This window comes from Yersinia sp. IP36721, assembly GCF_003634395.1.
Classification (GTDB): Bacteria; Pseudomonadota; Gammaproteobacteria; order Enterobacterales; family Enterobacteriaceae; genus Yersinia; species Yersinia entomophaga.
The window spans coordinates 81,824-94,433 of sequence record NZ_QCZL01000005.1 but is presented as its reverse complement, the minus strand read 5'-3'; the positions used below and the strand labels follow the sequence as shown (position 1 = coordinate 94,433).

Below are 12,610 nucleotides of genomic sequence, written 5' to 3'. Positions count from 1 at the left end.
GATCCCCACACCGTTTCACACTAACGACTAGCTTACCGGCATTCTTTCTGGATCCGGATAAGTGTACTCAAACCCCAGTTCGCTGCATATCCGGCTACCGTCAACCAGACGGCTGGGCTGCTCTTCCTCTTCAGCAGCAAACTCCGGTGGTGCGAGTTGCAATGTTCGGGCAAACTCAGGGTAAAAATCTTTTTTGGCCGGATGCTTAGGCGCACATAAATTGTAAGTATGTCCGCCTTTGGGTAACTTCAGCAGCAGTTCAATGGCAGCGATCACGTCATCCTGATGAACCAGATTCACTCCTTGCGAACCGCCTTTTACGCCCGTTTTTCCCGCCAGGAAACGCCCCGGATGACGTTCATTGCCCACCAATCCGGCAAGCCGAAGAATATCAACAGAAGTATGGGGCAATCGATGCAGCCATTGCTCTAATTCCACCAGCGTTTTCCCCGCCACCGAAACCGGATTCAGCGGCGAATCTTCTTTCACTTTTCCAACGGTATCTCCATAAACCGAGGTGGAACTGGTGAAAATAATGCGTGGAATACCATAAACCAGAGCACTATCAACCACCTGCTGCACCGCCAGAAAATAGTTTTCGCCCCCCTCTGCGGTGCGGCTAGCGGGCAAGGTCACGACCAAGGCGTCAGCATCGAAAAGATGTGGTAAATCTTCCGGATCACAAATCAGCTCCGGCGTCAGAACCAACTGATAACACTCAATACCGCTCATGCGGGCTGCATCTACACCGTCAGGCGTTGTTTTGCTCCCTACCACCTGAATGCCACGCCGCAGCAAGGACTGGGCCAACGGCATTCCCAACCAGCCTAAACCTATGATAGCGACCTTTTTCATCAATCTGCTCTCCTGCCTGTGCAGTAAAAACTCATGGCTCAGGCTCCTAAGCCATTGGGCTTCGGCCGAGTCGTCTTCCATTCATCATGCCAAATTACCCTCAAATCAGGATAATACCAAGGCGTAACAAGCTAAATATACGGCTTACAAATTCCACGCCAGCAATGATTCATCTGAATAAGAGGATAGCCCCGAACCACATGGGTTATCATGCGTGAAATAAAATCATCTTAATAAAAAAAGATTGCTTTCACATCATCAGATAGTTTAGGTTGATTGACAGAGCAAACGATACTTTACAAATTCTGGTTATCGGCAGCGAGTCCATAACCCCAAGTGAGAAACCATTATGAATCGCGTTCAATTTAATCACCATCATCACCATCATCCTGACTAGTCTGACAGGCCGATGTGTGCTGGAAGACGGTTAACGAATCTTCCAGGTGGCGTAAGAACGCATTAAAGAAAGCCCTCGGAAGATCATCTTCCGAGGGCTTTTTTGTTGCCCAAAACTTTTGAATTTAAATGAATAAGTTATGAGGTTTACCATGTTAGATAAAACACGTTTACGTATCGCAATGCAGAAATCAGGCCGCCTGAGCGAAGATTCCCAAGAACTGCTGTCACGCTGCGGTATCAAAATCAACCTGCAACAACAGCGCCTGATTGCCTTCGCAGAGAACATGCCTATCGATATCCTGCGCGTTCGCGATGACGATATCCCCGGTCTGGTTATGGACGGCGTAGTCGATTTGGGCATTATTGGCGAAAACGTACTGGAAGAAGAATTACTTAACCGCCGCGCCCAAGGGGAAGATCCTCGTTACTTTACCCTGCGCCGCCTGGATTTTGGTACTTGCCGCCTGTCTCTGGCGACCCCGCTGGATGCGGAATATAGCGGCCCACAATGCTTGCAAAATAGCCGAATTGCCACCTCTTACCCGCACCTGCTAAAGCAATACCTTGATAAACAAGGCGTCCGTTTTAAATCCTGTTTACTGAATGGCTCCGTTGAAGTGGCTCCCCGCGCGGGTCTGGCCGATGCCATCTGCGATTTAGTCTCTACCGGTGCAACATTGGAAGCCAACGGGCTGCGAGAAGTAGAAGTAATTTATCGTTCAAAAGCCTGTTTGATTCAACGAGATGGCGAAATGCCAGAAGCTAAACAGCAGCTAATCGACCGACTGATGACCCGAATTCAAGGCGTTATTCAAGCTCGAGAATCGAAATACATCATGATGCACGCGCCGAGCGAACGTCTGGATGAAATCATTACCCTACTTCCAGGCGCCGAACGCCCAACGATTCTGCCATTGGCCGGTGATAAAAGCCGCGTAGCCATGCACATGGTTAGTAGCGAAACCCTGTTCTGGGAAACCATGGAGAAACTAAAAGCACTGGGCGCCAGCTCTATTTTGGTCCTTCCTATTGAAAAGATGATGGAGTAAACCATGCAGCCGACGAACTTCAATACTCTGATCGACTGGCAGCAATGCAGTTTAGAACAGCAAAAAGCGTTACTGACACGCCCGGCAATCAACGCCTCAGAGCGTATTACTGCCGCGGTGAATGAGATATTGGATCGGGTGAAAAGCGAGGGTGATAGCGCCCTGCGCGACTTCAGCCAGCGTTTTGACAAAGTGCAGGTAGCCGATATTCGTATCAGCGCTGCCGATATTGCCGCCGCTTCCGCACGTCTGAAGGATGATGTTAAACAGGCAATGGCGCAGGCGGTACGCAATATTGAAATTTTCCATAAAGCACAAAAAACGCCGCTGGTTGACATCGAAACCCAGCCGGGAGTGCGCTGCCAGCAAATCACGCGCCCTATCGCTTCCGTCGGCCTGTATATTCCAGGCGGTTCTGCCCCGCTGCCTTCAACCGTATTAATGTTGGGAACCCCAGCTCGCATCGCCGGATGTAAACGCGTAGTGCTATGTTCACCGCCGCCGATTGCCGATGAAATTCTCTATGCCGCGCAGCTTTGTGGCATTGAAGAAGTGTTCCAGCTTGGCGGTGCACAGGCTATTGCCGCCATGGCTTTTGGCAGCGAATCCGTACCCAAAGTGGACAAAATCTTCGGGCCGGGCAATGCCTATGTCACGGAAGCGAAACGTCAGGTTAGTCAACGCCTCGACGGCGCAGCTATTGACATGCCCGCAGGTCCGTCAGAAGTGCTGGTGATTGCCGATAGCGGCGCTACGCCAGCCTTTGTTGCTTCAGATTTGCTTTCTCAGGCAGAGCATGGCCCTGATTCTCAGGTGATTTTGCTGACTCCGGATGCCGCCATTGCTCAGGCCGTTGCCGTTGAAGTGGAAAAACAGCTAGCTCAGCTTTCTCGTTCTTCTATCGCCCGTCAGGCGCTGGAAAGCAGTCGTCTGATTGTCACCAAAGATCTCCAGCAATGTATTGATATCAGTAACCAATACGGTCCGGAGCACTTGATTCTGCAAACGCGTGAACCCGAAAAAATGGTCGCTCTGATTGATAACGCCGGTTCGGTATTCCTTGGCGATTGGTCTCCGGAATCCGCTGGCGATTACGCCTCCGGCACCAATCACGTATTACCGACTTACGGTTATACCTCGACTTATTCAAGTTTAGGCTTGGCAGACTTCGTAAAACGCATGACTGTGCAACAGTTAACACCGCAAGGTTTACTGGATTTAGCGCCGACCATTGAAACTCTGGCGCAGGCTGAACAGTTAACGGCCCATAAAAATGCCGTTACCCTGCGAGTTACCGCCCTTAACGCCATTAAAAAGGAGTCAAAATGAGTGCGTCTATTATCGAACTGGCCCGCGCCAATGTGCGCGAGCTGACTCCTTATATGTCTGCGCGCCGACTGGGCGGTAACGGCGATGTATGGCTAAACGCCAACGAATATCCGCAAGCGCCGAACTTTACCTTAACGGCGCAAACCTTTAACCGTTACCCAGAATGTCAGCCTAAGCAAGTCATTGAACGCTATGCCGATTATGCAGGCATAGCGGCCGATCAAGTCTTGGTCAGCCGAGGCGCAGACGAAGGTATCGAACTGTTGATTCGTGCCTTTTGCGAACCGGGTCAGGATGCCATTTTATTTTGCCCACCGACCTATGGCATGTATTCGGTCAGCGCAGAAACCTTTGGCGTAGAACGGCGTACCGTACCCGCTAAAGAAGACTGGCAGTTGGACTTACCGGCGATTGCCGACAGTCTGGATGGCGTAAAAGTCCTTTATGTCTGTAGCCCAAACAATCCCACCGGCAACCTGATTAATCAGCAGGACTTGCGTCAGGTACTGGAGTTGGCCAAAGACCGCGCTGTGGTGGCGATAGATGAGGCTTATATCGAGTTTTGCCCGCAGGCTAGCGTCAGCGAATGGTTAAAAGATTATCCGAATTTAGTGATTTTGCGCACGCTATCTAAAGCTTTTGCTTTAGCCGGTTTACGCTGTGGCTTTACGCTAGCTAACAACGATATTATCCAGCTGCTACTTAAAGTGATTGCTCCTTATCCGCTTTCCACTCCGGTGGCGGATATCGCAGCGCAGGCACTGAGTCCGCAAGGTATCGCCACCATGCGCCAGCGAGTGGCCGAGATACGAACAACTCGCGAATGGTTCATCGGCGAATTGCAAAATTGCGACTGCGTAGAACAGGTGTTTACCAGTGAAACCAACTATGTTCTGGCACGATTTTCTGCTTCCAGTAGCGTGTTTAAAAGCTTGTGGGATCAAGGTATTATCCTGAGAGACCAGAATAAACAGCCGGGATTGTCTGGGTGCCTGCGTATCACTATCGGCACTCGTCAGGAATGCGAACGGGTTATTTCAGCCCTAGCCACTTTACCCGGTATAAATAGCCCCAATGCAACCAATACATCATCATCCAGCCTTTGAAGGGAACGTTATGAGCCAGAAATTTCTTTTTATTGACCGCGACGGCACCCTGATTGCTGAACCGCCAGAAGACTATCAGGTTGATCGGCTGGATAAACTGGCGCTGGAACCGGAAGTGATACCTGCTCTGCTGGCTCTGCAAAAAGCCGGTTACAAACTGGTGATGATCACTAATCAGGATGGACTGGGAACGGACAGTTTCCCTCAGGAATCCTTCGATCCGCCGCACAGTTTGATGATGCAGATTTTTACTTCCCAAGGCATCCACTTCGAAGACGTCTTAATTTGTCCGCACCTCCCGGCAGATAACTGCGCCTGTCGCAAGCCTAAGACGGCACTGGTAGAAAACTATTTGACCGACGGCGTGATGAACGGAGCCAATAGCTATGTGATTGGCGATAGAGAAACCGATCTACAGCTGGCCGAAAATATGGGCATCAGTGGACTGCGCTATCAACGTGATGGTCTGAACTGGTCACAGATAGCCAAACAGTTGACTCAGCGAGATCGCCACGCTCACGTTAACCGCGTGACCAAAGAAACGGCCATTGATGTGAACGTGTGGCTGGATCGGGAAGGTGGCAGCAAAATCAAAACTGGCGTAGGTTTCTTCGATCATATGTTGGATCAGATAGCCACCCACGGCGGATTCCGTATGGATATTCAGGTTAGCGGCGATCTTTATATCGACGATCACCACACCGTGGAAGACACCGCATTAGCGCTAGGTGAAGCCATTAACAGTGCGCTGGGTGACAAACGTGGTATTGGCCGTTTCGGTTTTGTACTACCGATGGACGAATGTCTGGCGCGCTGCGCACTGGATATCTCAGGCCGCCCGCATCTGGAATATAAAGCCGAATTTAATTATCAGCGCGTTGGGGATTTAAGCACCGAAATGGTTGAGCACTTCTTCCGTTCGCTGTCTTACGCCATGGCCTGTACCCTGCACCTGAAAACCAAAGGTCGCAACGATCACCACCGAGTTGAGAGTTTGTTTAAGGTCTTTGGCCGCACGCTGCGTCAGGCCATTCGCGTCGAAGGCAATACGCTGCCAAGCTCGAAAGGAGTGCTGTAATGAACGTGGTCATTCTGGACACCGGATGCGCCAATCTCTCCTCCGTGACCTACGCCGTTCAACGTTTGGGCTATGAACCGGTCATTAGCCGCGATCCGGACATCGCACTACGAGCCGATAAGCTGTTTTTGCCCGGCGTAGGTACCGCCCATGCCGCCATGGAACAGCTCAAAGAGCGAGAACTGATCGAGTTGATTAAAGCCTGTACTCAGCCGGTTCTGGGGATTTGTCTGGGCATGCAGCTTTTGGCTAGCCACAGTGAAGAAAGCGGCGGTATCGACACCTTGGGTATCATCGATGCACCGGTAAAACTCATGACCGATTTTGGCTTACCGCTACCGCATATGGGTTGGAATCAGATTTCTGCTCAGGCAGGTAATCATCTGTTCCGCGGCATTGCCGATGGCACCTACTTCTATTTTGTCCACGGATATGCGATGCCAATATGTCCAAATACCATCGCCCAGGCCAACTACGGCGAGCCGTTTACCGCCGCGGTTGAAAAAGACAACTTCTTTGGCGTGCAGTTTCATCCGGAACGTTCGGGTGCAGCAGGCGCACAATTGCTGAAAAACTTTTTGGAGATGTAGGCACCATGATTATTCCCGCTTTGGATTTGATCGAAGGCAAAGTGGTGCGTTTGCATCAGGGCGACTACGGCCAACAGCGCGATTACGGCAATCACCCATTGCCGCGTTTACAGGATTATCAGCAGCAAGGCGCGCAGGTTTTACATCTGGTCGACTTAACCGGAGCTAAAGATCCTGCGGCCCGCCAGATCCCATTATTACGTGAGCTACTGGCCGGCGTAGAAGTACCGGTGCAGGTCGGCGGCGGCATTCGTAATGAACAGGATGTAGCAGCCTTGTTGAAGGCTGGCGCCACCCGCGTGGTGATTGGTTCAACGGCGGTCAGGCAGCCAGAGTTGGTACAGAGCTGGTTTGAACGTTACGGAGCCGATGCGATTGTCCTGGCGTTGGATGTGCGTATTGATAAAACCGGCCGTAAAGAAGTAGCTATCAGCGGCTGGCAGGAAAACTCCAACGTCACACTAGAACAAATTATCGAACAATACCTGCCTTTTGGTCTGAAACACGTCCTTTGCACCGATATATCTCGCGACGGCACGCTGGCAGGTTCTAACGTCGAACTGTATCAGGAAGTCTGCGCCAGCTATCCACAAGTGGCTTTTCAAGCCTCTGGTGGTATTGGCTGTCTGGACGATATTGCCAGACTACGCTCCAGCGGAGTACAAGGCGTTATTGTAGGCCGCGCCTTACTAGACGGTAAATTTAATGTGAAGGAGGCGATCGCATGCTGGCAAAACGCATAATTCCCTGTCTGGATGTGAAAGACGGGCAGGTTGTCAAAGGCGTTCAGTTTCGCAACCATGAAATCATCGGCGATATCGTTCCTCTGGCACAGCGTTACGCCGCAGAAGGCGCAGATGAACTGGTGTTTTATGATATCACCGCATCATCCGATGGTCGGGTCGTGGATAAAAGCTGGGTAGCTCGCGTTGCCGAAGTGATCGATATTCCTTTTTGCGTTGCTGGTGGTATTAAGAGCGTCGAGGATGCTGGCCAGATCCTGACTTACGGCGCAGATAAGATCTCTATCAATTCTCCGGCTCTGGCCGATCCAACCTTGATCACTCGTTTGGCCGAACGCTATGGCGTACAGTGCATCGTCGTCGGGATTGATACCTGGTACGACGCCGAAAGCGATAGTTATCAGGTTTATCAATTTACCGGCGATGAAAAACGCACCAAAGCCACCACCTGGCAAACCGAAGACTGGATTCGTGAAGTACAGTTACGCGGCGCCGGTGAAATTGTTCTGAATATGATGAATCAGGATGGAGTACGCAACGGCTATGACTTACGTCAGCTCAAACAAATGCGCGCCATTTGCCGTGTACCCTTGATCGCATCCGGCGGCGCGGGTACGCCGGAACATTTCCTGCAAGCCTTCCGCGATGCGGACGTCGATGGCGCTTTAGCAGCATCGGTATTCCATAAACAGATCATTAATATTGGCGAGTTAAAAACCTATTTGTCTGAACAAGGCGTGGAGATAAGAGTGTGTTAACTGAACAACAGATCAACCAGCTAGATTGGAAAAAAGTCGATAACATGATGCCCGCTATCGTTCAGCATGCCGTCTCCGGTGAAGTTCTGATGATGGGATACATGAATCGGGAAGCGCTGGCAGCAACGGAGAAATCAGGCAAAGTCACCTTTTACTCCCGCACCAAACAGCGTCTATGGACTAAAGGCGAAAGCTCTGGCCATTTCCTCAACGTAGTCAATATCTACCCTGACTGCGATAACGATACCCTCTTGATTTTAGTGAATCCGATTGGCCCAACCTGCCATTTAGGCAATAACAGCTGCTTTTCGCCGGCAGCTAGCGACTGGGGTTTCCTGTATCAGCTCGAACAATTGCTAGCTGAACGTAAAAACGCCGATCCTGAAAGTTCTTATACCGCCAGCCTCTACGCCAGCGGCACCAAGCGTATCGCCCAGAAAGTTGGGGAAGAAGGTGTAGAAACCGCGCTAGCGGCAACGGTAAACGATCGAGAAGAACTGACGAATGAAGCGTCCGATCTGATTTATCATTTGCTGGTTCTGCTGCAAGATCAGAATTTGGATCTCAGTAAAGTGATCGGCCGCCTACGGGAACGCCACGAGAAATAGCCTTCCCGTTATCAATGGCATTTCGACGTAAAAAAGCCCTCACATTTTAATCTGCGAGGGCTGTTTATTACGACAGATCTGGTCAATACATCATTAGAACTATCTATTCGTTAGCGAAATCTGGCTATTGCTGTTACAGATTAAGGCATAGTTTGCAAGAAACGTTCTATTACGGGCAGCTCACATCATCAGGCTAACGGATTATCAGTTACAATGATGGGCGCTGCCAAATATCATGCATTCACGCTTATATCGCTAAACTAAGCAATTATTCCATCCACTCAGTGTGGAAAACGCCTTCTTTATCAGTGCGTTTGTAAGTATGCGCACCGAAGTAGTCGCGCTGCGCCTGAATCAGGTTGGCAGGCAGTACGGCAGAACGATAGCTGTCGTAGTAGTTGATTGCAGCAGAGAAGGTAGGCGTTGGGATGCCGTTCTGAACCGCATAAGACACAACGTCACGCAGCGCTTGCTGATATTCATCAGCGATCTGTTTGAAGTAAGGAGCCAACAGCAGGTTTGCAATCTTAGGATTATCTGCATAAGCATCGGTGATTTTTTGCAGGAATTGCGCGCGAATGATACAGCCAGCGCGGAAGATCTTAGCAATCTCACCGTAGTGCAGATCCCAGTTATTCTCGTCGGAAGCCGCTTTCAGCTGAGAGAAGCCCTGAGCGTAAGAAACAATTTTACCCAGATACAGCGCGCGGCGAACTTTTTCGATAAACTCTGCTTTATTACCTTCGAAAGCTTTAACCGTTGGGCCGGTCAACACTTTAGATGCAGCAACACGTTGATCTTTCAGGGAAGAAAGGTAACGAGCAAAGACGGACTCGGTGATCAGAGTCAAAGGTTCACCCAGATCCAGAGAACTCTGGCTGGTCCACTTACCGGTACCTTTGTTTGCGGCTTCATCCAGAATCACATCAACCAGATATTTACCTTCTTCATCTTTCTTGGTGAAGATATCTTTTGTGATGTCAATCAGGTAGCTATTCAGCTCGCCCTTATTCCATTCGGAGAAAGTCGCAGCCAGTTCTTCATTATTCAGACCCAGCGCTTGTTTCAGCAGAGAATAAGCTTCAGCGATCAGCTGCATATCGCCATATTCGATACCGTTGTGCACCATTTTCACATAGTGACCAGCACCGTCAGCGCCGATATAAGCTACGCAGGCTTCACCGTCATCAGCACGAGCGGCAATTTTTTCCAGAATTGGAGCAACCAGTTCGTAAGCTTCTTTCTGACCGCCAGGCATAATTGAAGGGCCTTTCAGGGCACCCTCTTCACCGCCGGACACGCCGGTACCGATGAAGTTAAAGCCCTGCTCAGACAGTTCGCGGTTACGACGAATGGTGTCTTTGTAATAGGTATTACCGCCGTCGATCAAAATGTCACCTTTATCGAGGTGAGGAGTCAGCGACGCGATAGTTTTGTCAGTAGCTTCACCTGCTTTCACCATCAGCAAAATACGACGCGGTTTTTCCAGTGAATCCACAAACTCTTCAACGGTATAACTCGGCACCAGATTTTTTCCTGGGTTTTCAGCAACCACTTCGTCGGTTTTATCTGATGAACGGTTAAAGATGGAAACGGAATAGCCGCGGCTTTCGATGTTAAGCGCCAGGTTACGGCCCATTACCGCCATACCGACAACGCCGATCTGTTGTTTGGACATTAAAAAAACTCCTGTCTAAAGGATGACACCCGCGATTGGCCGATAAGCCCGCAGGTTTTTGCAGTGGGAAACATGTTAACTCAGGATTATGTCAGGTGGGTAGTGATTGGTGCGATAGACAGCACAACCGGCCAGTTGCTGTACGCAGTCGTTTGCCTGAGGCAAAATAATCGCCGTCCCAAAAGAAAAGGCAACCTAACGGTTGCCTGATTTACGATCATTTCAGCGGATTAAGACACAAAATCCTTTAACCAGGCCTTGAACTCATCCCCCTGAACCGGATGACGCAAACCGTAAGCAACATAGGCCTGCATATAACCCAGTTTTTCGCCACAGTTATAAGCCTGACCAGTCAACGCTACCGCATCCACCGGTTGTAGAGCATTCAACGCAGCAATAGCATCAGTCAGCTGAATACGTCCCCAGGCACCCGGTTCGGTTTTCTCTAACAGTGGCCAGATATCGGCGGAAAGAACGTAACGGCCAACCGCTGACAGGTTTGACTTCATTCCGGTCAGATTTTCTGGCTTTTCTTGCATATCCACTATCGGGCTTGCCTCACCCGGAGCCAGCCCCGGCGCTTCGCAGGTAATGACCGAGTAGTTTGGCAGCTCTTCAACAGACATTGGCTGAACCAGCACCTGACTTGCGCCGGTATCTTCAAAACGCGTTATCATCTGAGCCAGATTATCTTTGGTCAAATCAGACTTAGCGTCATCAATGAGGACGTCAGGCAGCAGAACCACGAAAGGTTGACCGTCGATCAGCGGCTTAGCACACAGCACTGCGTGGCCGAGTCCTTCCGGGTGACCCTGACGAATATGCATAATGGTTACACCCGGCGGGCAGATAGATTGCACATCCTCCAGCAGCTGGCGCTTCACTCGAGCTTCCAGCATCGCCTCCAATTCGTAGGAAGTATCAAAATGGTTTTCTATGGCATTTTTTGAGGAATGTGTGATCAAAATAATATCGGTGATACCTGCGGCAACACATTCGTTAACAACGTGTTGAATCAGCGGCTTATCAACGATTGGCAGCATTTCTTTTGGAATGGCTTTGGTTGCTGGCAGCATTCTCATACCTAAGCCGGCAACCGGGATGACTGCTTTTAATTTAGTCATATTCACCTAACGAGTTTTCATGCAAATAAAGCCTGTTATTCAAAAATTACGCGCGGATTCTGCGTTATGCGTCTATTTGCTGTTTTAACCAGGCAGAGAATTTTTCGCCTTCTGTATCATGGCGAACACCGTAGGCCACAAAAGCTTTCATATAACCAAGTTTATCGCCGCAATCATGGGATTTGCCCGTCATATGGAATGCTTCTACCGGTTGCTGCTCCATCAGCATAGCAATAGCATCGGTCAGCTGAATTTCGCCGCCCGCTCCGCTCGGCGTTTTCTTTAGCAGTGGCCAGATATCCGCGGACAACACATAACGCCCAACGACCGCCAGATTTGACGGCGCTTCCGCCACGCTTGGCTTTTCGACTACGGCGGCCATCAGACTACTGTCGCCCGGCTGCAGTTTCACGTTACCGCAATCTGCAATGCCGTATTTAGACACATCTTGCTGCGGAACAGGCTCCACCATAATCTGGCTATGGCCGGTTTCCTCAAAACGCTTAATCATGCTGGCCAGGTTTTCCCGCGACAGGTCGGCAGTAGAATCATCCAGTAACACATCCGGCAAGAGCACAATAAAAGGCGAATCACCGACCATTGGCTGCGCGCACAGCACTGCGTGCCCCAGCCCTTTGGCCTGCCCCTGACGCACTTGCATAATTGTGACATCCGGCGGGCAAATATTTTGCACTTCATTAAGTAACTGTCGTTTTACTCGTGACTCTAGCGTAACTTCTAGCTCAAATGAGGTATCAAAATGGTTTTCTATCGCATTTTTCGATGAGTGACTGACCAGAACGATATCTTTAATTCCGGCGGCTACGCATTCATTCACGATATATTGAATCAATGGTTTATCCACGACCGGCAACATTTCTTTCGGAATTGCCTTGGTCGCTGGCAACATTCGAGTGCCAAGACCAGCCACAGGAATTACAGCCTTCAAATTCTTCTTCATCTGCCCTACCTTATTCTCAGACAACCTACTGCGGCGAGCTATCAACCAGTTAAATTCAGTGCGGTGGCACATTTTTAGCAAGAGTGAGAATGTATGCCTAAACAGGTCAGTTCCACAGCAAAAATGTATCTCAATCTATTACAAATCAGATAAATGGATGAGTAAAAATCACTCTATATTTATCCGCCATATATTAGCAAGCAAGGTATCTATCGTCATTTTTTTGCATCTGTCACCGATAAAACCATGTTGCTTATTAAGTTCATTCTAGATCATGTAAACAATAGGCTAACCCACTAATTAACTTTACCTTAGGATAATCTCAGCCTCAT

At 49.8% G+C, this 12,610-nt stretch carries 13 protein-coding genes and 1 other annotated feature; of the genes, 9 read left to right on the top strand and 4 right to left on the bottom strand.

Annotation, left to right across the window (positions count from 1 at the left end):
* Nucleotides 1–27: 27 nt before the first annotated feature.
* A complete protein-coding gene (locus tag DBA33_RS06880) occupies nt 28–855 on the bottom strand; it encodes an SDR family oxidoreductase (protein WP_064512776.1) in 828 nt (275 codons plus the stop codon).
* 349 nt (nt 856–1,204) lie between these two features.
* On the opposite strand from DBA33_RS06880, the gene hisL reads away from it, so the two are divergent.
* From hisL to hisIE, 9 genes are all read left to right on the top strand, one after another.
* Nucleotides 1,205–1,252 (top strand): his operon leader peptide, encoded by a 48-nt coding sequence (gene hisL, locus DBA33_RS06875; protein ID WP_002231208.1) that lies wholly within the window; start codon nt 1,205–1,207, stop codon nt 1,250–1,252.
* Nucleotides 1,228–1,358, top strand: a sequence feature (His leader region). (Overlaps the previous gene by 25 nt.)
* 45 nt (nt 1,359–1,403) lie before the next feature.
* On the top strand, nt 1,404–2,303 hold the full coding sequence (gene hisG, locus DBA33_RS06870) for an ATP phosphoribosyltransferase (RefSeq protein ID WP_049596582.1): 900 nt from the start codon (nt 1,404–1,406) through the stop codon (nt 2,301–2,303).
* Nucleotides 2,304–2,306: 3 nt separating this feature from the next.
* Entirely contained in the window at nt 2,307–3,632 is a 1,326-nt protein-coding gene (gene hisD / locus DBA33_RS06865) for a histidinol dehydrogenase (protein WP_120805985.1), read from the top strand.
* Nucleotides 3,629–4,738, top strand: a complete 1,110-nt coding sequence (gene hisC, locus DBA33_RS06860) for a histidinol-phosphate transaminase (protein WP_064512772.1) — start codon at nt 3,629–3,631, stop codon at nt 4,736–4,738. The genes hisD and hisC overlap by 4 nt, the downstream gene beginning before the upstream one ends.
* A 10-nt stretch (nt 4,739–4,748) precedes the next feature.
* Nucleotides 4,749–5,816 carry a bifunctional histidinol-phosphatase/imidazoleglycerol-phosphate dehydratase HisB gene (gene hisB, locus DBA33_RS06855; RefSeq protein WP_064512770.1) on the top strand — a complete coding sequence of 356 codons (1,068 nt, stop codon included), beginning with the start codon at nt 4,749–4,751 and terminating at the stop codon, nt 5,814–5,816.
* Nucleotides 5,816–6,406, top strand: coding sequence for an imidazole glycerol phosphate synthase subunit HisH (hisH, locus tag DBA33_RS06850; protein ID WP_064512768.1), 591 nt, complete (start codon nt 5,816–5,818; stop codon nt 6,404–6,406). The genes hisB and hisH overlap by 1 nt, the downstream gene beginning before the upstream one ends.
* Nucleotides 6,407–6,411: 5 nt before the next feature.
* On the top strand, nt 6,412–7,149 hold the full coding sequence (hisA, locus tag DBA33_RS06845) for a 1-(5-phosphoribosyl)-5-[(5-phosphoribosylamino)methylideneamino]imidazole-4-carboxamide isomerase (RefSeq protein WP_064512766.1): 738 nt from the start codon (nt 6,412–6,414) through the stop codon (nt 7,147–7,149).
* Entirely contained in the window at nt 7,131–7,907 is a 777-nt protein-coding gene (gene hisF, locus DBA33_RS06840) for an imidazole glycerol phosphate synthase subunit HisF (protein WP_064512764.1), read from the top strand. The genes hisA and hisF overlap by 19 nt, the downstream gene beginning before the upstream one ends.
* Nucleotides 7,901–8,515, top strand: coding sequence for a bifunctional phosphoribosyl-AMP cyclohydrolase/phosphoribosyl-ATP diphosphatase HisIE (hisIE, locus tag DBA33_RS06835; protein WP_064512762.1), 615 nt, complete (start codon nt 7,901–7,903; stop codon nt 8,513–8,515). Before hisF ends, hisIE begins: the two co-directional genes overlap by 7 nt.
* 268 nt (nt 8,516–8,783) lie before the next feature.
* On the opposite strand, the gene gndA is transcribed toward hisIE, so the two are convergent.
* The 3 genes from gndA to galU all read right to left on the bottom strand — a co-directional run bounded on the left by gndA (nt 8,784) and on the right by galU (nt 12,278).
* Nucleotides 8,784–10,193, bottom strand: coding sequence for an NADP-dependent phosphogluconate dehydrogenase (gene gndA / locus DBA33_RS06830; RefSeq protein WP_120805983.1), 1,410 nt, complete (start codon nt 10,191–10,193; stop codon nt 8,784–8,786).
* 230 nt (nt 10,194–10,423) lie between these two features.
* Nucleotides 10,424–11,317 carry a sugar phosphate nucleotidyltransferase gene (locus tag DBA33_RS06825; RefSeq protein ID WP_064512758.1) on the bottom strand — a complete coding sequence of 298 codons (894 nt, stop codon included), beginning with the start codon at nt 11,315–11,317 and terminating at the stop codon, nt 10,424–10,426.
* 64 nt (nt 11,318–11,381) lie between these two features.
* Nucleotides 11,382–12,278, bottom strand: a complete 897-nt coding sequence (gene galU / locus DBA33_RS06820) for a UTP--glucose-1-phosphate uridylyltransferase GalU (protein WP_064512756.1) — start codon at nt 12,276–12,278, stop codon at nt 11,382–11,384.
* Nucleotides 12,279–12,610 lie beyond the last annotated feature (332 nt).